The 20,849-nt window shown below is 75.0% G+C and carries 17 protein-coding genes and 4 tRNA genes; 16 read left to right on the plus strand and 5 right to left on the minus strand.

Annotation, left to right across the window (positions count from 1 at the left end; translation table 11 throughout):
* Positions 1 to 42: 42 nt before the first annotated feature.
* A complete protein-coding gene (locus tag OKX07_RS09510) occupies positions 43 to 1,620 on the minus strand; it encodes a molybdopterin-dependent oxidoreductase (RefSeq protein ID WP_265631648.1) in 1,578 nt (525 codons plus the stop codon).
* A gap of 196 nt (positions 1,621 to 1,816) precedes the next feature.
* Here OKX07_RS09510 and nirB point away from each other — a divergent pair, with 196 nt between their 5' ends.
* The 6 genes from nirB (at position 1,817) to OKX07_RS09540 (ending at position 8,892) form a co-directional block, all read left to right on the plus strand.
* Positions 1,817 to 4,378, plus strand: a complete 2,562-nt coding sequence (gene nirB, locus OKX07_RS09515) for a nitrite reductase large subunit NirB (protein ID WP_265631649.1) — start codon at positions 1,817 to 1,819, stop codon at positions 4,376 to 4,378.
* The gene (gene nirD / locus OKX07_RS09520) at positions 4,375 to 4,794 is read left to right on the plus strand and encodes a nitrite reductase small subunit NirD (protein ID WP_265631651.1); all 420 of its coding nucleotides are present in this window, start codon (positions 4,375 to 4,377) and stop codon (positions 4,792 to 4,794) included. The genes nirB and nirD overlap by 4 nt, the downstream gene beginning before the upstream one ends.
* Positions 4,791 to 6,056 (plus strand): uroporphyrinogen-III C-methyltransferase, encoded by a 1,266-nt coding sequence (gene cobA, locus OKX07_RS09525; RefSeq protein ID WP_265631653.1) that lies wholly within the window; start codon positions 4,791 to 4,793, stop codon positions 6,054 to 6,056. The genes nirD and cobA overlap by 4 nt, the downstream gene beginning before the upstream one ends.
* A gap of 8 nt (positions 6,057 to 6,064) precedes the next feature.
* Entirely contained in the window at positions 6,065 to 7,174 is a 1,110-nt protein-coding gene (locus OKX07_RS09530) for a uroporphyrinogen-III synthase (RefSeq protein WP_265631877.1), read from the plus strand.
* A complete protein-coding gene (locus OKX07_RS09535) occupies positions 7,171 to 7,911 on the plus strand; it encodes a sirohydrochlorin chelatase (RefSeq protein ID WP_265631654.1) in 741 nt (246 codons plus the stop codon). The genes OKX07_RS09530 and OKX07_RS09535 overlap by 4 nt, the downstream gene beginning before the upstream one ends.
* 123 nt (positions 7,912 to 8,034) lie before the next feature.
* A complete protein-coding gene (locus OKX07_RS09540; protein WP_265631656.1) occupies positions 8,035 to 8,892 on the plus strand; it encodes a glycosyltransferase family 2 protein in 858 nt (285 codons plus the stop codon).
* A 50-nt stretch (positions 8,893 to 8,942) separates the two neighbouring features.
* Here the strand turns inward: OKX07_RS09540 and OKX07_RS09545 are convergent.
* The 3 genes from OKX07_RS09545 to OKX07_RS09555 all read right to left on the minus strand — a co-directional run bounded on the left by OKX07_RS09545 (position 8,943) and on the right by OKX07_RS09555 (position 9,226).
* Positions 8,943 to 9,017 (minus strand) — tRNA-Val (locus tag OKX07_RS09545).
* Between the two features lie 17 nt (positions 9,018 to 9,034).
* A tRNA-Cys gene (locus OKX07_RS09550) sits at positions 9,035 to 9,105 on the minus strand.
* A gap of 49 nt (positions 9,106 to 9,154) precedes the next feature.
* A tRNA-Gly gene (locus OKX07_RS09555) sits at positions 9,155 to 9,226 on the minus strand.
* A gap of 158 nt (positions 9,227 to 9,384) precedes the next feature.
* On the opposite strand from OKX07_RS09555, the gene OKX07_RS09560 reads away from it, so the two are divergent.
* Entirely contained in the window at positions 9,385 to 10,467 is a 1,083-nt protein-coding gene (locus OKX07_RS09560; RefSeq protein WP_265631657.1) for a chorismate-binding protein, read from the plus strand.
* Between the two features lie 40 nt (positions 10,468 to 10,507).
* A complete protein-coding gene (locus tag OKX07_RS09565; RefSeq protein WP_265631659.1) occupies positions 10,508 to 11,371 on the plus strand; it encodes an aminotransferase class IV in 864 nt (287 codons plus the stop codon).
* Between the two features lie 155 nt (positions 11,372 to 11,526).
* Here the strand turns inward: OKX07_RS09565 and OKX07_RS09570 are convergent, their stop codons facing one another.
* Positions 11,527 to 11,955, minus strand: a complete 429-nt coding sequence (locus tag OKX07_RS09570; RefSeq protein ID WP_265631661.1) for an SsgA family sporulation/cell division regulator — start codon at positions 11,953 to 11,955, stop codon at positions 11,527 to 11,529.
* 294 nt (positions 11,956 to 12,249) lie between these two features.
* On the opposite strand from OKX07_RS09570, the gene OKX07_RS09575 reads away from it, so the two are divergent.
* The 8 genes from OKX07_RS09575 (at position 12,250) to OKX07_RS09610 (ending at position 20,721) form a co-directional block, all read left to right on the plus strand.
* Positions 12,250 to 12,321: transfer RNA gene (locus tag OKX07_RS09575), tRNA-Val, on the plus strand.
* A gap of 101 nt (positions 12,322 to 12,422) precedes the next feature.
* Positions 12,423 to 14,492, plus strand: a complete 2,070-nt coding sequence (locus OKX07_RS09580; RefSeq protein ID WP_265631663.1) for an NAD(+) synthase — start codon at positions 12,423 to 12,425, stop codon at positions 14,490 to 14,492.
* Between the two features lie 132 nt (positions 14,493 to 14,624).
* The gene (thrS, locus tag OKX07_RS09585) at positions 14,625 to 16,637 is read left to right on the plus strand and encodes a threonine--tRNA ligase (RefSeq protein WP_265631665.1); all 2,013 of its coding nucleotides are present in this window, start codon (positions 14,625 to 14,627) and stop codon (positions 16,635 to 16,637) included.
* Between the two features lie 3 nt (positions 16,638 to 16,640).
* Positions 16,641 to 17,213, plus strand: coding sequence for an HIT family protein (locus OKX07_RS09590; protein WP_265631667.1), 573 nt, complete (start codon positions 16,641 to 16,643; stop codon positions 17,211 to 17,213).
* A 7-nt stretch (positions 17,214 to 17,220) separates the two neighbouring features.
* The gene (pgsA, locus tag OKX07_RS09595; RefSeq protein ID WP_265631670.1) at positions 17,221 to 17,832 is read left to right on the plus strand and encodes a phosphatidylinositol phosphate synthase; all 612 of its coding nucleotides are present in this window, start codon (positions 17,221 to 17,223) and stop codon (positions 17,830 to 17,832) included.
* On the plus strand, positions 17,829 to 18,839 hold the full coding sequence (locus OKX07_RS09600) for a phosphatidylinositol mannoside acyltransferase (protein ID WP_265631672.1): 1,011 nt from the start codon (positions 17,829 to 17,831) through the stop codon (positions 18,837 to 18,839). Before pgsA ends, OKX07_RS09600 begins: the two co-directional genes overlap by 4 nt.
* A complete protein-coding gene (locus tag OKX07_RS09605; protein ID WP_416220855.1) occupies positions 18,836 to 20,041 on the plus strand; it encodes a glycosyltransferase family 4 protein in 1,206 nt (401 codons plus the stop codon). Before OKX07_RS09600 ends, OKX07_RS09605 begins: the two co-directional genes overlap by 4 nt.
* Positions 20,038 to 20,721, plus strand: coding sequence for a hypothetical protein (locus OKX07_RS09610; protein WP_265631674.1), 684 nt, complete (start codon positions 20,038 to 20,040; stop codon positions 20,719 to 20,721). The genes OKX07_RS09605 and OKX07_RS09610 overlap by 4 nt, the downstream gene beginning before the upstream one ends.
* Positions 20,722 to 20,849 lie beyond the last annotated feature (128 nt).

Consider the following 20,849-nt stretch of genomic DNA (forward strand, 5'->3'; position numbering starts at 1 on the left):
AGGAATCCGGGAGCGGAAGGCCCGGAATCCTCACTCTCGCGGTCAGGTGACCTCGACGACGACCGTGTCGTAGCCGGCGGCGCCGTCGGGGACCGCGCCGGCCGGGACGCCCGTCTGCGGGCCGTCGGGGTCCCACGCGCGCACGGCCAGCTCGTGCCGTCCGGCGGGTGCGTCCCGCCACGTCCACCGCCACTGCCGCCACGTGTCGATCCCGCCGTCGGCGGCCAGGTCGGCGTCCTGCCAGGCGCCGTCGTCGACGCGGACCTGGACGCGCTCGACGCCGCGGTGCTGCGCCCACGCGGTGCCGGCGACCACGACGTCGCCGGCGCGCACGTCGGCACGCGTGCGCGGCACCTCGATGCGGGACTGCGTCTTGACCGGGCCGCGCTCCGACCAGCCGCGCGTCGTCCAGTACGCCTCCGTACGGTCGAAGCGCGTGACCTCCAGGTCGGTGACCCACTTGGTCGCGGACACGTAGCCGTACAGCCCGGGCACGACCATGCGGACAGGGAAGCCGTGCTCGGGCGGCAGGGGTGCGCCGTCCATGGCGATCGCGAGGAGCGCATCGCGCTCGTCGGTGAGTGCCTCGAGCGGGGTCGAGGCGGTGAACCCGTCGACGCTGCGCGACAGGACCATGTCGGCGTCCGCCGTCGGGACGGCCCGCGCCAGCACGTCGCGGACGGGCAAACCCAGCCAGCGCTGGTTGCCGACGAGGTCGCCGCCCACGGGGTTGGAGACGCACGCGAGCGTCACCCAGGCCTCGACCAGGTCGCTCGCGAGCAGCTCCGCCCAGTCGATCTCGACCTCGTGGGCGACCAGACCGTGCACGCGCAGCCGCCACTGGGCGGGGTCCACCTGCGGCACCACGAGCGCGGTGTCGATCCGGTAGAACTCGTCGACGGGGGTGGCCCAGGGGTCCACCCCTTCGACACCGACGTCGACGGCCGCCGACGGGACCGGGGCCGGCCGCACGGGTGCGGGCAGGCGCAGCGCCGCGCGGACCGTGTCCACGCCGCGGGAGGTCACCGCGACGACCCTCCCCACGACGACCCCGGCGACCCCGGCGGCAGTGAGCAGCGCGGTGAGCTGCAGGAACGCGCGCCGGTCCGGCGTCGGGGTGGTGGACGTCGGGTCGGCGTCCCCGGACCGCGTCGCGGGCAGCCGGCTCAGCAACGTCCGCAGCGTCCACAGCCCGCCCGCCGTCCCGACCAGCGCGGGGGCGGCGGCGAGCACGCCCGCGTCGGGCCGCGTCGTCGCGGCCAGCGCGGCGACGCCCCCGAGCGCCACGACCAGCACCGCGCCCCACGCCCAGCGCCGTCGCGCAAGGAACCCCGCGCTCGCCGCCAGGGCAGCGAGCACGAGCGCCTCGCCGACGCCCAGGGCGAGCTTGTCGGCCGTGCCGAACGTGGCGATGGCCAGGTCCTTGAGCCACCCGGGCGTCGCGTCGACGAACGTCGCACCGACCGCGACCAGCGGGTCGCTGGACGCACCCGTGAGCAGCGCGACGAGGGAGCCGGCGCCGACGGTGACGGTGCCGGCCGCGACACCGGCGAGCGCCGCGAGGGCATCGTCCGCCCGCGACGACGCACGGTCGCGGGCCTCCACCGTGGGGGCCGTCATGCGCGCCACGGTAGGTCGTGCGGCGCCCGGCCGCCAGGCGCGGCCTCACACGGGGCGCGGGGCGCGTGAGAGAGAAAAGTTCCGGGGAGGAAACCGGCGCGGACCCCTGCCCGAAACCCCGGGTTCGTAGCGTCGTTGCTACGTCCTACCCCGCGCTCACCCGCACGGACCGCGCCGTATCGCAGCTGGAGGCCCCATGGACCCCCGTCATCTCGTCGTCGTCGGCGGTGGCATGGTCGCGCAACGCCTCGTCGAGGCGCTCCGTGACCGTGACACCGACGGCACCTGGAGCGTCACGGTGCTCGCGGAGGAGCCGCGCCGGCCGTACGACCGCGTCGCGCTCACGAGCTACTTCAACGGCCGCTCGCCCGAGGACCTGTCCCTGGGCGACCCCGCGCTGTGGGACGACCCGCTGGTCAGCCTCGTGCGCGGGGACAAGGCCGTCGCGGTCGACCGCGAGGCGCGTGTCGTCACCGTCGCGTCCGGACGGACGTTCCCGTACGACCACCTGGTGCTCGCGACGGGGTCGTACGCGTGGGTGCCGCCGATGGAGGGTGCCGACCTCGACGGCGTGTTCGTGTACCGCACGCTCGACGACGTCGCGGCGCTGCGGGGCTACGTCAACAACCTGGCCGAGGAGCGGCCCGTGCGCGGCGTCGTGCTCGGCGGCGGCCTGCTGGGTCTGGAGGCCGCCGGGGCGCTCGACGCGCTCGGTGCGCGCGCCACCGTGCTGCAGGTCGACACGCACCTGATGTCGGCGCAGGTCGACCTCGGTGGTGGCGAGGCGCTGCGTCGTCTGGTCAACCGCCTCGGCATCGGCGTGCGCACGCAGTCGATGACGACGCGCGTCCTGCCGCACCGGCGCGGCGGGGTCGGTCGCGTCGAGCTGGCCGACGGCACCCGGCTCGACGCGGACGTCGTCGTCGTGGCGGCGGGCGTCCGGCCGCGGGACGAGCTCGGGCGTGAGTCCGGGCTGCCGATCGGCCCGCGCGGCGGCGTCGTCGTCGACGACTCCTGCCTGACGGTCGACCCGCACGTCTCGGCCGTCGGTGAGGTCGCGTGCATCCAGGGCGCGTGCATCGGCCTGGTCGCCCCGGGCTACACGATGGCGGAGGTCACGGTCGACCGGCTGCTGGGTGGCGGCGGCGCCGTGTACACGGGGGCCGACACCGCGACCAAGCTCAAGCTCGCCGGCGTGGACGTCGCGAGCTTCGGTGACGCGTTCGCCCGCACGCCCGGCGCGCTCGAGGTCGTGTGGGCCGACCCGGTGGGCGGCGTCTACAAGAAGCTCGTGATGTCCGACGACGCCCGCACGCTGCTGGGCGGCGTGCTCGTCGGCGACGCGAGCGCCTACGCGATGCTGCGGCCCATGGTGGGCCGCGAGCTGCCGGGCGACCCCGCGGCGTTCCTGCTCCCGGAGGGGGGAGCGGGGGCGCCCGATCTCGAGCTGCCCGACGACGCGGGCGTCTGCTCCTGCAACAACGTGTCCGCGGGCGCGATCCGGCACGCGGTGGCCGAGGAGGGCTGCCACGACCTCGGTGCCGTCAAGGCGTGCACCCGCGCCGGCACCAGCTGCGGGTCCTGCCTGCCGCTGGTGAAGAAGCTCATGGCCGCCGAGCTCGGCAAGCTCGGCATCACGGTCTCCAGCGCGCTGTGCGAGCACTTCGCGCTGTCCCGCGCCCAGCTGTACGACGCGATCCGCGTCGCGGGCGTGCGGACGTTCACCGAGGTCGTCGAGCGGTTCGGCACGCACGGGCGCGGCTGCGACATCTGCCGCCCGGTGGTCGCCTCGATCCTCGCCACGACGGCGCCCGCGCACGTCCTGGACGGCGAGCGGGCCACGCTGCAGGACACCAACGACCACGTCATGGCGAACCTGCAGAAGGACGGCTCGTACTCCGTGGTGCCGCGCATGGCCGGCGGCGAGGTCACCCCCGAGGGGCTCATCGCGGTCGGTGAGGTCGCCCGCGACTTCGGCCTCTACACCAAGATCACGGGCGGTCAGCGCGTCGACATGTTCGGCGCCCGCATCGACCAGCTCCCGCTGATCTGGCAACGCCTCATCGACGCCGGGTTCGAGTCGGGGCACGCGTACGGCAAGTCGCTGCGCACGGTGAAGTCCTGCGTCGGCTCGACGTGGTGCCGGTTCGGCGTGCAGGACTCCGTGGCCCTGGCCGTCATGCTCGAGCTGCGGTACCGCGGGCTGCGCTCCCCGCACAAGATCAAGCTGGGCGTGTCGGGCTGCGCACGCGAGTGCGCCGAGGCCCGCGGCAAGGACGTCGGGGTCATCGCGACGGACAACGGCTGGAACGTGTACGTCGGCGGCAACGGCGGGTTCACGCCCCGGCACGCGCGGCTGCTCGCGGAGGACCTCGACACCGAGACCCTCGTCCGCACGATCGACCGGTTCCTCCTCTACTACGTGCGCACGGCCGACCGGCTGCAGCGCACCGCCCCGTGGATCGAGGACGTCGAGGGTGGGCTCGAGGGTGTCCGAGCGGTCGTCATGGACGACTCCCTGGGCATCTGCGCCGACCTCGACGAGCAGATGGCGCAGCACGTCGTCGACTACGAGGACGAGTGGCGCGCGACCCTCGACGACCCCGAGAAGCTCAAGCGCTTCGCGTCCTTCGTCAACGCCCCCGACGTGCCCGACCCGTCCCTCGCGTACGTCCCCGAGCGCGGTCAGGTGCGGCCCGCGACCGCCGACGAGCGCGCCGTGCTCGTCGCCGGCACCACCCTGGAGGTCCGGTCATGACGACGCTCGACGAACGCGCCACGACGTGGCTGACCGTGTGCGGGCTCGACGACCTCCCGCGCGAGCGCGGTGCCGCGGCCCTCGTCCCCGACGAGGTCGACGGTGCGGCCGCCCTGACGCAGGTGGCCCTGTTCCGGCTCCTCGACGACACCGTGCTGGCGGTCCAGCAGCACGACCCCTTCAGCGACGCGCACGTGCTGGCGCGCGGCATCGTCGGGACGCGGCGCGTCGGGGAGCAGGACGTGCCCACCGTCGCGTCACCCATGCACAAGCAGGTGTTCGACCTGCGCACCGGTGTCTGCCTGGACCTCGCGGGCAAGCAGCCCGTCGCCGGCCGCTCGCCGGACCTGCGCACCTGGGACGTGCTGGTCGTCGACGGGCAGGTCCGGGTCGCCGTGGCCGGCGGTGCGGCGTGACCGCGCTGCTGGGGATCGAGCTGGCGGGTCGTCCCGTGCTCGTCGTCGGTGGGGGACCGGTCGCCGCGCGCCGCGCGCAGGCGCTGGCCGACGAGGGTGCGCGCGTGCACGTCGTCGCACCGCACGTGTGCGAGCCGATCGCGGACCTCGTCGTCGCGGGCGGGGCGCGCTGGTCGGACCGTGAGGTCGTCGAGGCCGACCTGGACGGCGTGTGGCTCGTGCACACGGCGACCGGCGAGCGCGCCACGGACGCCGCGGTCGTCGGCTGGGCGACCGCGCGCCGCGTGTTCTGCGTCGACGCGGGCGGCCCGCGCCGTCCCGCCGCTGGCACGGCGCGCACCCCGGCGACGACGCGGGCCGGTGACGTGCTCGTCGGCGTCGTCTCGACGACGGGCGCCGACCCGCGGCGGACGGTCCGCGTGCGCGACCGCCTCGCGGCGCACCTGCGCGCGGGTGAGGTCGACCTGCGTCGGCGGCGCGCCGACCCCGACCGCGGGCGCGTCGTGCTCGTCGGGGGCGGGCCGGGCGAGGTCGGGCTGCTGACGGTGGCGGGACGTCGGGCGCTGTCCGAGGCGGATGTCGTCGTCGCCGACCGCCTCGGTCCGACCGACGTGCTCGACGAGCTGCCGTCCGACGTCGAGGTGATCGACGTCGGCAAGTCGCCCGGGCACCACCCGGTGCCGCAGGACGAGATCAACCGCATCCTCGTGGAGCAGGCGCAGCGCGGGCGGGTGGTCGTGCGGCTCAAGGGCGGCGACCCGTTCGTCTACGGGCGCGGCGGCGAGGAGGTCGTCGCGTGCCGCGCCGCGGGCGTGCCCGTCACGGTCGTCCCCGGCGTGAGCAGCGCTTTCGCGGCGGCCGCCGCGGCGGGCATCCCCCTGACGCACCGCGGCGTGGTCGGTGCCGTCCACGTGATGAACGGCACGGCCGGCTGGTCCGGCGCCGCGCTCACGGGTCTGCGGGAGCGGTCCTGCACGGTCGTCGTCCTCATGGGCGTCGCCGCGCTGCCCGGCCTGGTCCGCGACGCGCTGACGGGCGGCGTCGACCCCGACGTGCCGGTCGCGGTGATCGAGCGCGCGACCCTGCCCGACCAGCGCGTGACGCGCGCCCCGCTGGACGAGGTCGCGGCCGTCGCCGCGGCACGCGGCGTGCGTGCCCCCGCCGTGATCGTGCTGGGCGAGGTCGCCGCCGCGGGTCTGCTCGACGCCCCCGCCGTCCGGGTGCGCGCGGACGCGCCCGACGCAGCGACAATGGACGCGTGACGGCGGAGATGATCGATCAGACGCTGGCCGGTTGCGTCGTGCTCGTCACCGCCGACCGCCGCGCCTCGGAGCTGCGCGCCGCCCTCGAGCGCCGTGGCGCGACCGTGCGGCACGCACCGGCGCTCGGCATGGTGCCGCACATCGACGACGCCCTGCTGCTGGAGCGCACGCGTGACGTGATCGCCGACCCCCCGGACACGGTGGTCGTCACCACCGGCATCGGCTTCCGCGGGTGGATCGAGGCCGCCGACGCGGCGGGCGTCGCCGACCGGCTGCTCGAGGTGCTCGCCGCGACGCGCATCGTCGCGCGGGGGCCCAAGGCGCGCGGCGCGATCCAGGCCGCGGGCCTGAGCGCCGACTGGGTCGCGGAGTCCGAGACCAGCGCCGAGATCGCCGAGACGCTGCTCGACGAGGGCGTCGCCGGACGCGACATCGTCATCCAGCACCACGGCGCGGGCGCCGACGGCCTCGACGAGGCGTTCGCGCTCGCCGGTGCGCGCGTGCGCAGCCTCATCGTGTACCGGTGGGGTCCGCCCCCGGACCCCGAGCTGGTGCGGGAGTCGGCGCGCGCCGTCGCGGACGGCGAGATCGACACGGTGACCTTCACGTCGGCGCCCGCGGCGGCGGCGTGGCTCGTGGCCGCCGAGGAGGCGGGGGTGCTCGACCGCGTGCTGCGCCGCCACGGCTCCGGCGGCGTGGTGTTCGCGGCCGTGGGTCCGGTGACGGCCAAGCCGCTGGTGGAGGCGGGGATCGAGCCCCTCGTCCCGGACCGGGGACGCCTCGGCTCGCTCGTGCGTGCCGTCGTCACGCACTACGGCGGCATCGACGCGCTCGACACGGTCGCCGGTCCGCTGCGGGTGCGTCGGGCGGCCGCCGTCCTCGACGGGCGGGTGCTGCCGCTGTCGCGCACCGGGCTGGAGGTGCTGCGGCTGCTCGCGCACGCGCGCGGGTCGGTCGTGCCGCGCGACCACGTGCTGGCGGCCCTGCCGGGCGTGTCGTCGGACCCGCACGCGGCCGAGGTCGCGATCGCCCGGCTGCGCGACGCGACCGGCAGCCGCGAGCTGATCCGCACGGTCGTCAAGCGCGGCTACCGCCTCGAGCTCCAGGAGCAGACATGACGTCCACCGCAGCGCCCGCCCCCGTGCTCGTCGGCTGCTCGCACGGGACCGACAGCCCCGCGGGCCGCCAGGCGATCGCGTCGATCCTGGTCGACATCGCGCTCGCACGCCCCGACCTCGACGTGCGGGAGGCCTTCGTCGACGTCCAGCAGCCCGAGCTGCCCGACGTCGTGGTCGGCGCCCTGCCCGACGCCCCGACGGTGGTCGTGCCGCTGCTGCTCTCGACCGGGTTCCACGTGAAGACGGACGTCGCGCAGGCCGTCGACCGTCCCGGTGCGGCGGCCGGCCGGCCGATGGGACCCGACCCGCGACTCGTGGAGATCCTCGCCGACCGGCTCGCGGACGCGGGTCTGCGTGCCGGCGACGCGGTCGTCGTCGCGGCGGCCGGCTCGAGCGACCCCGAGGCGGCGCACGCCGTCGCCGAGGTGGTCGCCGGGCTCGCCGCGCGCCTCGGGCAGCCCGTGACCGTCGGGTACGGGTCCGGGTCGCACCCTCGCGTGCCCGTCGCGGTCGCCGACGCCCGCGCGGACCTGGACCCCGCAGGTCGGGTCGTCGTCGCCTCCTACCTTCTCGCGCCGGGCTTCTTCCTCGATCGGGTGCACGAGTCCGGCGCCGACGTCGTCGCGGCACCCCTGGCGCCGGACCCGCGCCTCGCGCAGATCGCGCTGGACCGCTACGACGAGGTCCGCGCGCAGGCGTCGACGACGTGGTCGCCGTCGGTGACCGCGGGAGCCTGAGCGGCGCCGACGCACGGGGGGTCGTCGAGACGCGGGGGTTTCGCGACGACGCGCCGGATTGGCGCTCGCGGCGGATGACGGTGAGGATCGACCAGGCAACCCGTCGCCGCACGCAGGAGGATCGTGACCACGACCAGCGGCCCGGGCCCCGTCCCCGCCGGCGCCCCGGACCGACCACCGTCCCAGGCGCGGTCGGCGGCCGACCAGCCGGCTGCGGCGCCCGCCGGCCCGGACGTGCTGCTCGTGTCCGTCGTCATCCCCGTCCGCGACGACGCGGAGCACCTCGAGGCCTGCCTGACGCTGCTCGCGCAGCAGACGCACCTGCCCGACGAGATCGTCGTGGTCGACAACGGCTCGACGGACGCGAGCGCCTCGGTGGCCCTGCGGCACGGTGCGCGCGTCGTGCACGAGCCGCGCGTCGGCATCCCGTTCGCGGCCGCGGCCGGGTACGACGCGGCACGCGGCGAGCTGCTGCTCCGGCTCGACGCGGACACCCGGCCCGGCCCCGACTGGGTCGCGCACGCCGTCCGTGTCCTGGCCGACCCCGGGATCGACGCCGTGAGCGGCTCGGGCCGGTTCGACCTGCCGGGCGCCCGGGGCGCCTGGCTCGCCCACGTGTACCTCGGTGCGTACTACGGTCTCGGCCACCTCGCGGCCGGCCACCCGGTGCTGTGGGGCTCGTCGGCCGCGCTGCGGTCCGAGTCCTGGCGTCGCGTCCGGCACCTCGTCCAGCGCGCGGACGACGTGCACGACGACCTCGACCTCGCACTCGCGCTGGGCCCGTCGGCCCGCATCGTCGTCGACCGCGACTGGCGCGTGGTCGTCTCGGCCCGCTCCGTGCGACCGGGACGGCAGTGGGAGCGTCGGCTGCGGCGCGCGTTCCGCACGCTGCGCCTGCAGTGGCGGGTGGCACCGCCGTGGGACCGCTGGGCCGAGAGCACGCGGGGAGCCCTCGGGCGTCGGGCGTCAGCCCCGCGGTAGGAACGGCGCGGGCACGACGAAGGCCCCAGGTCGATGACCTGGGGCCTTGCTGGTGGGCGATACTGGGATCGAACCAGTGACCTCTTCCGTGTCAGGGAAGCGCGCTACCGCTGCGCCAATCGCCCATAGGGGAGTTCATACGAGGTGGAGACGGGATTCGAACCCGTGTATACGGCTTTGCAGGCCGCTGCCTCGCCTCTCGGCCACTCCACCGTTGAGACCGCAGTCCACCACGGCTGGGAGCCGAGGGGGAGAGGATCCGAGCGGACGACGGGATTCGAACCCGCGACCCTCACCTTGGCAAGGTGATGCTCTACCACTGAGCCACGTCCGCGCGTCAGGGCCGCCGTGACCGGCGTTCCTGGTGCGTCGAAGACTCTAGACGACAACATCGACGAGAGTCCAACCGGCCCCGGCGCGCGTGTCGCACGGGTGACCACGCAGGGCGGCTGGTGCGCGAGGGCGGGGGAGCGCGGTCGGTAGGTTGGGCGCGTGCCGTCCCGCCCCTCGTCCCGCGCGTACGGCGCGCCCGGGGTCGCGTGGTTCGCCGGACGCCACGCCACCGGCGTCGTCGAGCACGCCGACCTGCGCGCACGCCCCGACGCCCTCGCCACGCCAGGGTGGTGGGCGCTCGTGGGGGAGTTCGAGGGCCGCGTCGACGCCTGGCGGTTCGCCCGGGTCGGCCAGGACACGTCCGGCACCGCCGGCCCCTGGCGCGGGCCCGCCCGCGACGCCTGGACCTCGTCCCTCGACCGGGACGCCTACCTCGCGGCCGTCCAGCGGGTGCGGGGGCACGTGCGCGAGGGCGTCGTGTACCAGGCGAACGTCTGCCGTGTGCTCGCAGCCCGGCTGCCCCGCACCGACGGCCGGGAGCCGGACGCCCGCGCGCTCGCGGCCCGGCTCGTCGCCGGCAACCCCGCGCCCTACGCGGGCGGCGTCCACGTGCCGGCCGACGGCCCCGTGCCCGGGGCGTGGGTCGTCACCGCGTCCCCGGAGCTGTACCTGCGGGTGCGCGACGGTGTCGTCGAGTCCGGCCCCATCAAGGGCACCGCCCCCACGGTGCGGGGCCTGACCGGCAAGGACCGTGCCGAGAACGTCATGATCACGGACCTCGTGCGCAACGACCTGCAGCGCGTCTGCGTGCCCGGCACGGTCCGGGTCACCGACCTGCTCGCCACGCAGCACCACCCGGGCCTCGTCCACCTCGTCTCGACCGTCGCGGGCGACCTCACGCCCGACGTGCGCGACGCACCGGACGCCCTGACGCGCGTCCTGGACGCCACCTACCCGCCCGGCTCGGTGTCCGGCGCCCCCAAGAGCTCGGCCCTGCGGGTCATCGCGGAGCTCGAGCCCGTCCCGCGCGGCCCGTACTGCGGGCTCGTCGGCTGGGCGCACGTCGACGTCGACGGGCGGCTGACCGCCGAGCTCGCCGTCGGCATCCGCACGTTCTGGTGGGCCGACGACGTCCTGCGGTTCGGCACCGGCGCCGGCATCACCTGGTCGAGCGACGCCGCGCAGGAGTGGGCCGAGACCGAGCTCAAGGCCGCCCGGCTCGTCGCCCTCGCGTCGCGCTGAGCGGCACGGCCGCCCCCGGCCCGGATGGCAGGATGACGGCGTGGACCTCGCGATCTGGGCCGGTGGACGGCTGCGTGCACCCGACGAGCCCGTGCTCACCGCCGTCGACCACGGCCTGACCGTGGGCGACGGCGTCTTCGAGACGTGCGCCGTGCGCCACGGTGCCGCGTTCGCGCTCACGCGCCACCTCGCCCGCCTCCAGACGTCCGCCCGCGGGCTCGGGCTGCCTCCCCTGCCGATGGACGAGGTCCGCGAGGGCGTCCGTGCCGTCCTCGACGCGGCCGGCGAGCACGCCGGCCGGCTGCGCATCACCGTGACCGGCGGGCCCGCACCGATGGGCTCGCACCGGTACGCACCGGACGAGCAGCGCCCGACCGTCGTCGTCGTCGCAGGCCCCGCGACCGCCACGGACGTGGCCCGCGTCGTGCGGGTGCCGTGGGTCCGCAACGAACGCTCGCCGCTGGCCGGCCTGAAGACCACGTCCTACGGGGAGAACGTCGTCGCCCTGGCGCGGGCGCGCGCCCACGGCGCCGACGAGGCCCTGCTGGCCGACACCCGCGGCCGGCTGTGCGAGGGCACGGGCTCCAACGTGTTCGTCGAGACCGGCGGCGAGCTGCTCACCCCGGCGCTCGAGACCGGTGCGCTCGCGGGCATCACCCGCGAGCTGCTGCTGCTGTGGGGGAGCCAGGCCGGTCTGCCCGTCCGCGAGGCGCGTCCCGACGAGCTGCCGTGGGAGGTCCTGGACGACGTCGTCGGTGGCACCGCGCACCTCGCGCTGACGGGCTCGATCCGCAACGTCACGCCCGTCGTGAGCCTCGACGGCACGGACCTCGCGCCGGGGCCGCTGAGCGTCGCGGCGCACCGTCTGTTCCTGGCGCGGCTGGACGACGACGTCGACCCCTGACCGGACGACGACGTGGCCCCGCGAGCGGCCGGCCCCCGCCAGCGGCAGGCCCCGCCAGCGGCAGGCCTCGCGAGCACCGGCCCGGCCCCGGACGCACGACGGCCGGTCCCGCTCGAGGCGGGACCGGCCGGGGTCGTGGGCGGCGACGTGCCGCGTCAGGCGGTGAGCAGCGCCGCGATGAGCGCCGTGATCTCGTTCTCCATCTTGTCCGACTCGGCCCCCACGGGGACGAGGGACTCCGTCGCGGCGAGGAAGCGCAGCAGGGGCTCGGTCGGGGCGGCCAGCAGGGCGCTGCCCTCGACGCCCGAGAGCGACACGAGCGTGTAGTCGGGGTCGTCGTCACGCCACACCTGGACGTCGCCGGTGCCGGCGGGCGCGTCCGCGACCGCGTGGACGCCCTGCGCGAGCAGCTCACGGCCGAGCAGCCAGGTCGACATCGTGTGGGCACCGGTGAAGACAGCGCGAACCGTGTACGGGTCCGTGGTGCGGAAGCAGAGCTCCGCCGACACCGGGATGACGGTCGCGTCGGACCCGATGAGCTGCATGGCGACCACCTCGATGACGTCGTACGACGATTCCGTCATCGGGTCCTCCAGTCGCATGGTGGGGCCCCCAGTGGGCCGTGGACTCACATCATGGCAGGACCGATGTCCCATTGGACCGTTGCATGACCACAGTTCACCCGCCCGGACCCTTTCAGTAGCCATGGAAATCGTTGCAGATCGCTCTCTCGGGTGTCGGGCACGGTGGCGCGTCCTCTTTCGTGTCCCCCAGGTCGACCGTCTCGGGCGGGTCCCGGTCAGGAGCAACCGCCCGTTTCGGACTTCGGCCGCGCGTCCGCTAGCATCGTCTCCCGTGCCACTCACGGGTGGCCGCGCGGGCGATTGGCTCAGTGGTAGAGCGCCTCGTTCACACCGAGGAGGTCACTGGTTCGAACCCAGTATCGCCCACCCGCACCGAACGCCCCCGGCCCTGTCGTCGGGGGCGTTCGTCGTTGCCGGAGCGTTCGTCGTGCCAGGTCAGGACGCCCGTGGCGTGCCAGACTCGCGACGTGGACTTCCTCTCCTCCTACTCCCACGGGTTCGCGCGCGTCGCCGCGTGCACGGTGCCCGTCACCGTCGCCGACCCTGCACGCAACGCCGCCGCGGTCCTCGACGCGGCCCGCGCGTGCCACGACGCGGGGGTGGCCGTCGCGGTCCTGCCCGAGCTGTGCCTGTCCGGCTACGCGATCGACGACCTGCTCCTGCAGGACGCCCTGCTCGACGCGGTGCAGACCGCGCTCGCCCAGGTCGTGGAGGGGTCCAGGGACCTTCGGCCCGTCATCGTCGTGGGAGCCCCTCTCGCCCACGGCAACCGCGTCCTCAACGCGGCTGTCGTCGTGCACGGGGGCCGTGTGCTGGGCGTCGCGCCCAAGTCCTACCTGCCGACCTACCGGGAGTTCTACGAGCGGCGCTGGTTCGCCCCCGGGGACGACGTGCGCGGCACGACGACCGTCGCCGGCCAGGAGGTGCCGATCGGCCCGGACCTGCTCTTCGCGGCGACCGACGTCCGCGGGCTGGTCCTTCACGTCGAGGTCTGCGAGGACATGTGGGTGCCGGTGCCGCCGAGCGCGACCGCGGCCCTCGCCGGTGCGACGGTGCTCGTGAACCTGTCGTCCAGCCCGGTGACCGTGGGCCGCGCCGAGGAGCGTCGGCTGCTGGTCCGCTCGGCCTCCGCGCGCTGCCAGGCGGCCTACGTCTACGCGGCCGCCGGGTACGGGGAGTCGACCACCGACCTGTCGTGGGACGGGCAGACCCTGCTCTACGAGCTCGGCGAGCTGCTGGCCGAGGGGGAGCGCTTCGTCGACAGCGCCGTCCTGACGGTCGCCGACGTCGACCTCGACCGGGTGCGCCAGGAGCGGCTGCGCACCGGGACGTTCGACGACAACCGCCGTGGCCTGGGCATGGCCGCCGCCGGCGCGTCGCACCGGACCGTGCCGTTCATGCTCGACCCGCCGACGGGCGACATCGGGCTGCGGCGGCCCGTCGACCGGTTCCCGTTCGTCCCCGACGACCCGCAGCGCCTCGCGCTCGACTGCTACGAGGCGTACAACATCCAGGTCAGCGGCCTCGAGCAGCGGCTGCGGGCCGTCGGGGACGCCAAGGTCGTCATCGGGGTCTCCGGCGGACTGGACTCGACCCACGCGCTGATCGTCGCGGCGAACGCGATGGACCGCCTCGGCCGGCCGCGCAGCGACATCCTCGCCTTCACGATGCCGGGCTTCGCGACAGGTGAGGGCACGAAGGCCAGCGCGCTGGCGCTCATGGCGGCCCTCGGCACCACGGCCGAGACCCTCGACATCCGCCCCGCGGCCCGTCAGATGCTCGCCGACCTCGGCCACCCGGCCGGCACCGGGCAGGAGGTCTACGACGTCACGTTCGAGAACGTGCAGGCCGGGCTGCGCACCGACTACCTGTTCCGCGCGGCGAACCAGCGCGGCGGGATCGTCCTGGGCACCGGCGACCTCTCCGAGCTCGCGCTCGGGTGGTGCACGTACGGCGTCGGCGACCAGATGTCCCACTACGCCGTCAACGCGGGCGTGCCCAAGACCCTGATCCAGCACCTCATCCGGTGGGTCGTCTCCGAGGGGCACTTCGACGACGCGACGAACGAGGTGCTGCTGCGTGTCGTCGACCAGGAGATCACCCCGGAGCTCGTGCCGACGCGCGAGGGTGAGCCCGTCCAGTCGACCGAGGCCACGATCGGCCCGTACGCGCTGCACGACTTCGCGCTCTACCAGGTGCTGCGGCACGGCACGCGCCCCAGCAAGGTCGCGTTCCTGGCCTGGCACGCGTGGCACGACGCGGACGCGGGCGCGTGGCCGCCGGCCTGGCCGACGGACCGCCGCCCGGCGTACGACCTGCCCGCCGTCCGCCGCTGGCTCGACGTCTTCTACCGGCGCTTCTTCGCCAGCCAGTTCAAGCGGTCCGCGCTGCCCAACGGCCCCAAGGTCAGCTCCGGCGGCACGATGTCGCCGCGCGGCGACTGGCGGATGCCGTCCGACGCGTCGGCCGCGGCGTGGCTGGCCGAGCTCGACGCGCACGTGCCGCACGACCTGCCCGATCCGCACCCCCGGGCCTGAGGTGTCCACCCCCGGTACCCCTGTGCGTGCCGGTCGAGGGCGTCCCGGTCGGTAGCATCGACCCCGCCCGGGTCGGCGAGTCGCCGACCGGCCGAGACACACGGCGCGGGCAGACCCGAGGAGCCCACGAACGTGCTCGAGCAGACCACCCTGACCGTCGACGGCGTCGAGACCCCGGTCGCGCAGGGCACGACGGGCACCGAGCTGTTCGCCGACCGCCGCGACGTCGTCGTCGTGCGCGTCGACGGCGAGCTGACCGACCTGGCTCTGCCGCTGCCCGCGGGCGCCGTCGTCGAGGCCGTGACCATCGACTCCCCGGACGGCCTGGCGGTGCTGCGGCACTCGGCCGCGCACGTGCTCGCGCAGGCCGTGCAGGAGATCGACCCGTCGGCGCGCCTGGGCATCGGCCCGCCGATCACCGACGGCTTCTACTACGACTTCGACGTCGCGACCCCGTTCACCCCCGAGGACCTCAAGGCGATCGAGAAGGTCATGGGGCGCATCATCAAGGAGGGCCAGACCTTCCGGCGGTGGGAGGTGACCGAGGCGCAGGCGCGCGAGGAGCTCGCCGCCGAGCCGTACAAGCTCGAGCTCATCGGGCTCAAGGGCGACGCGGGCGACACCGACGGGGCGTCGGTCGAGGTCGGCCTCGGCGGGCTGTCGATCTACCAGAACGTCCGCGGCGCCGGTCGGGAGTCCGAGGCCGTCGTGTGGCAGGACCTGTGCCGCGGCCCGCACCTGCCCAGCACCCGCCTCATCGGCAACGGCGTCCAGCTGACCCGGTCGGCCGCCGCCTACTGGCGCGGCTCGGAGAAGAACCCGCAGCTGCAGCGCGTGTACGGCACCGCGTGGCCCAGCAAGGACGAGCTCAAGGCGTACCTCGAGCGCGTCGCCGAGGCGGAGCGCCGCGACCACCGCCGGCTCGGCACCGAGCTCGACCTCTTCTCCTTCCCCGAGGAGATCGGCTCGGGGCTCGCGGTGTTCCACCCCAAGGGCGGCGTCATCCGCATGGAGATGGAGCACTACTCGCGGCGCCGGCACGTCGAGGCGGGGTACTCGTTCGTCAACACCCCGCACATCACCAAGGAGCTGCTCTACCAGATCTCCGGGCACCTCGACTGGTACGCCGAGGGCATGTACCCGCCCATGTCCCTGGACGAGGAGCGCGACGCCGAGGGCCACGTCCGCAAGGCCGGGCAGAACTACTACCTCAAGCCGATGAACTGCCCCATGCACAACCTGATCTTCGCGGCGCGGGGCCGGTCCTACCGTGAGCTGCCGCTGCGGCTCTTCGAGTTCGGCACCGTGTACCGGTACGAGAAGTCGGGCGTCGTGCACGGCATGACCCGCGCGCGCGGCTTCACCCAGGACGACGCGCACATCTACTGCACCCGCGAGCAGATGAAGGACGAGCTGGGGAGCCTGCTCACCTTCGTCCTCGACCTGCTCAAGGACTACGGGCTCGACGACTTCTACCTCGAGCTCTCGACCCGCAACCCGGACAAGTCCGTGGGGTCGCAGGAGGTCTGGGACGAGGCCACCCAGACCCTGCGGGAGGTCGCCGAGGCCTCCGGGCTCGACCTCGTGCCGGACCCGGGCGGCGCCGCGTTCTACGGCCCGAAGATCTCGGTGCAGGCCAAGGACGCGATCGGCCGGACCTGGCAGATGTCGACCATCCAGCTCGACTTCAACCTGCCCGAGCGCTTCGAGCTCGAGTACACCGCCCCCGACGGCACCCGGCAGCGCCCGGTGATGATCCACCGCGCCCTGTTCGGGTCGATCGAGCGCTTCTTCGCCGTGCTCACCGAGCACTACGCCGGCGCGTTCCCCGCGTGGCTCGCACCGGTGCAGGTGCTCGCCGTCCCCGTCGCCGAGCCGTTCGAGCCGTACCTCGACGAGGTGGTCACGCGTCTGCGGGCGCAGGGCATCCGCGCCGAGGTCGACCGGTCCGACGACCGCTTCGGCAAGAAGATCCGCAACGCCTCGACGCAGAAGATCCCGTTCGTGCTCATCGCCGGTGGCGAGGACGCCGAGGCCGGCGCCGTGTCGTTCCGCTACCGCGACGGCCGCCAGGACAACGGTGTACCCGTCGACGAGGCGATCGACCGGATCGTGGCCGCGGTGCGCGACCGCGTCCAGGTCTGAGCCGTGCCCTCACCCGACGACGTCGCGGTCGAGGCCGCCGGAGCCTTCGCGGGCGACCCGGACGGCCTCGACCGGCTCTGGACGCCGCACCGCATGGTGTACATCGGCGGGCAGGACAAGCCCGCCGACGACGCGCCCGGCGACGGCTGCCCGTTCTGCCGCATCCCGACGCTGCCCGACGAGCAGGGCCTGGTCGTGCACCGCGGGCAGGTCGCGTACGTCGTGATGAACCTCTACCCCTACAACTCGGGGCACCTGCTGGTCTGCCCCTACCGCCACGTCGCCGACTACACGGACCTCACGCAGGCCGAGGTGCAGGAGGTCGCGGAGCTGACCCGCACGGCGATGCGCGTCGTCCGCGACGTCATGGCGCCCGACGGCTTCAACCTCGGCATGAACCAGGGGCAGGTCGCGGGGGCCGGCATCCAGGCGCACCTGCACCAGCACGTCGTGCCGCGGTGGGGCGGGGACGCCAACTTCCTGCCGATCGTCGCGCGCACCCGCGCGCTGCCGGCCCTGCTCGGCGACACGCGGGCCGCGCTCGCGGCCGCCTGGCCCACCACCTCGAAGGGATGACGGACGCGTGCTGAGTCGACTGCGCGGAGCGATGGCGCGGCTGTGGACGCCGCTCGCCGACGCGCTGCTGCGCGCCGGGGTGTCCCCGGACGCCGTGACGATCACCGGGACGCTCGTCGTGGTCGGGACCGCCCTGTGGGCGTTCCCGACCGGCCACCTGCTGGCGGGGGCGCTGGTCATCGGCGTGTTCACGCTCACGGACTCGATCGACGGCGTCATGGCCCGCCGCGCGGGCCGCAGCGGGCCCTGGGGCGCGTTCCTCGACTCGACGCTCGACCGGTTCGGGGACGGCGCGGTCTTCGCCGGCCTCGTGCTCTGGTACACCGGCGCCGGCGACTCGCGGACGACCGCGGTGCTCGCCCTGGCGTGCCTGGTGCTCGGCTCGATCGTGCCGTACGCCCGCGCCCGTGCGGAGGGACTGGGCATGACGGCGGCCGTCGGCATCGCCGAGCGGGCCGACCGGCTGTTCGTCGTCCTGCTCGCCGCCGCCCTCGTCGGCGCGGGGCTGCCCGTCGCCGTCCTGACGGTCGCGCTCGCGCTGCTGACCGTCGCGTCCGCCGTGACCGTCGCGCAGCGTGTCGCCGTGGTCCGGCGCCAGGTGCGGGAGGCGACCGCGTGAGCGTCGACGTCGCCCGCGCCTACCAGCTGGCGTGGCGCCTCGGGCGTCGCACACCCGGCGTCGTGGTGCGCGCGCTGACGGTCGTCGGCGCCGACGTCGCCTGGTGGCGCCACGGGGCCGGGGTGCGTCGGCTCGAGCTGAACCTCGGCCGGGTCCGCCCCGAGCTCGATGCCCGAGCCCTGCGTCGGCTGTCGCGGGCCGGCATGCGCTCGTACATGCGGTACTACGGCGAGGCGTTCACCCTGCGGGGGCTGCGCCCCGAGCAGCTCGCGGCGCGCGTCCGCGTCGAGGGCATGGAGAACGTGCGCCCGCACCTCGACGAAGGGCGGCAGGTCCTCCTGGTGCTCGGCCACATGGGCAACTGGGACCTGGCGGGCGCCTGGTCCACCGTGCACATCGCGCCCGTCACGACGGTCGTCGAGCGGCTCCAGCCCGAGGAGCTCTTCGCGGAGTTCCTCGCGTTCCGGGAGAGCCTGGGCCTGCGCATCATCCCGCTCACGGGCGGTGGCGACGTGTTCCGTCAGCTCGTCCGCGTCGCACGCACGGGACCCGGCCTGCTGCCGTTGCTCGCCGATCGCGACCTGACGGCCAAGGGGCTCGAGGTCGACCTGTTCGGGCACCGGGCGCGCGTCGCTGCAGGTCCCGCGGCGCTCGCGGTGGCCACGGGCGCTCCGCTCGTCCCGGCGTCGGTGACGTACGAGCGGCTGCGCCGTGGGCGTCGGCGCGCAGCCGGCGGGCCCTGGGGCGTCGTCATCCGGTTCTTCCCGCAGGTCGAGGTCGCGGACGAGGTGCCGCGCGCCGACCGGGTGGTCACACTGACGCAGGGGTGGGTCGACGTCCTCGCCGAGCAGATCCATGCCCATCCGCAGGACTGGCACATGCTGCAGCGCGTGTTCGTGGACGACCTGGACCCGGCACTCGACGCCGCGCGCCGCGCCGGGTCGACTCCCGTCTCCCCGGTGGACGCGGGCAGCCCGGACGCCGTCGACGCGGGGCTCGCGCCGTGACCGGCCTCCGCCCGCTGCGGGTCGGGCTCGTGTGCCCCTACTCCTTCGACGTGCCCGGCGGCGTGCAGTTCCACGTGCGCGACCTCGCGGAGTCGCTCCTCGAGCGCGGGCACGAGGTGTCGGTCCTCGCCCCGGCGGCCGACGACACACCCGTGCCGCCCTACCTCGTCGCGGCGGGGCGTGCGGTGCCCGTGCGCTACAACGGGGCGGTCGCGCGGATGACGTTCGGCCCCGTCACCGCGGGGCGTGTGCGCCGCTGGCTGGCTGCGGGGCGGTTCGACGTGCTGCACCTGCACGAGCCGGTCACCCCCAGCCTCGGGATGCTCGCCCTGTGGATCGCCGACGGTCCCATCGTCGCGACGTTCCACACCTCGCTCGTCCGGTCACGCTCCCTGCAGGTGGCCTACCCCCTGGTGCGGCAGTCGCTCGAGAAGATCTCGCTGCGCGTCGCGGTGTCGGAGGACGCGCGCCGCACGCTCGTCGAGCACATGGGCGGGGACGCGGTCGTCATCCCGAACGGCGTGTGGGTGGACACGTTCGCCGGCGCCGGCACCGACCCGCGCTGGACGGGCACACCGCAGGCGCCGACGGTCGCGTTCCTCGGCCGGCTCGACGAGCCGCGCAAGGGCCTGGCGGTGCTGCTGCGGGCGGTGGGCAGCGTGCTCGACGTCTACCCCGGTGCGCGGTTCCTCGTCGCCGGGAGCGGGGAGACCGGGGAGGAGCAGGCCCGTGACCTGCTCGGGGACCGCGCCGGCGCGGTCGAGTTCCTCGGCAGCGTCAGCGAGCAGGACAAGGGTCGCCTGCTCGCGTCCGTCGACGTGTACTGCGCCCCGCAGACCGGCGGCGAGAGCTTCGGCATCGTGCTCGTCGAGGCCATGAGCGCCGGCACGACCGTCGTCGCGAGCGACCTGGGGGCGTTCACCCGCGTGCTCGACGGCGGCGAGGCCGGCGTGCTGTTCCGCACCGGTGACTCCGCCGACCTGGCCGCGACGCTGGTGCGGGTGCTGGGAGACCCGGCGCTGCGCTCCCGGGTGAGCGCGCGCGCCTCGCACGTCGTGGGCCGCTACGACTGGTCGGCCGTGACCGACCAGGTGCTGGCGGTCTACGAGATGGCGGTCGCGGGCCGGGACGCACCGGTCGGCGAGGACCCGTCGTCGCTGCGCGGCGCGCGGCTGCTCGAGCTGCGGCGGGGTCGCGCGTGACGGCCGGCCAGGACGCCACCGCCGTCCTCGTGGTCGTCGCGGTCGTCGTCGTGCTCGCGTGGCTCGTGTGGGTCCGCGCCAGCCGCCTGGACCGGTTGCACCGCAAGGTCGGGGCGTCGCGCGCGGTCGTCGACGCCCAGCTGGTCCGCCGCGGCACCGTCGCGGCCGAGCTCGCGACCAGCGGCCTGCTCGACCCGGCCAGCGCGGTCGTCGTCGGCGAGGCCGCGTGGGCGTCGCTCACGGCCAGCGGACCCGGCGACCTGCCCACGGGACTGCTGCCCGCGGACCTGCGCGAGCTGCTGGGCGCGTCCTCCGCCACCCCCTGGCACGGCGACCGCGGGCAGGTCGAGAGCGAGCTGACGGCGGCGCTCCGGGAGATCCTCGACGACGCCGAGGAGGTCACGGCGCTCGCGGCGGACGAGGTCGGCGGGCCGCTGCTCGACGCGCTCGCCGCGGCCTGGTACCGCGTGCAGCTCGCCCGACGCTTCCACAACGAGGCCGTCGCGCAGACGCTGCGCGTGCGACGCGGGGGGCTCGTGCGGCTGCTGCGGCTCGCGGGGCACGCGCCCGAGCCGCGGACGCTCGAGCTCGACGACGCCTGGCCGCACGGGCTGGCGCGGCCGGGGGAGGGCACCGCGGTGCGCCCGGTCCGGCCGACCGCCCCCGGGGGAACCGACTGACGGGTGTCCGCCTGCCGGTCGGCGCGGTCGGCGGCCGGCGGCGACCTTAGGATGGGTGGGCACCGACCATGGCGGCCGGCGCCATCGGTCCGCCCCCGGGGTGGACGCTGCGGGCGCCGGGCGTCCCG

This window comes from Cellulomonas sp. S1-8, from assembly GCF_026184235.1.
Classification (GTDB): domain Bacteria; phylum Actinomycetota; class Actinomycetes; order Actinomycetales; family Cellulomonadaceae; genus Cellulomonas.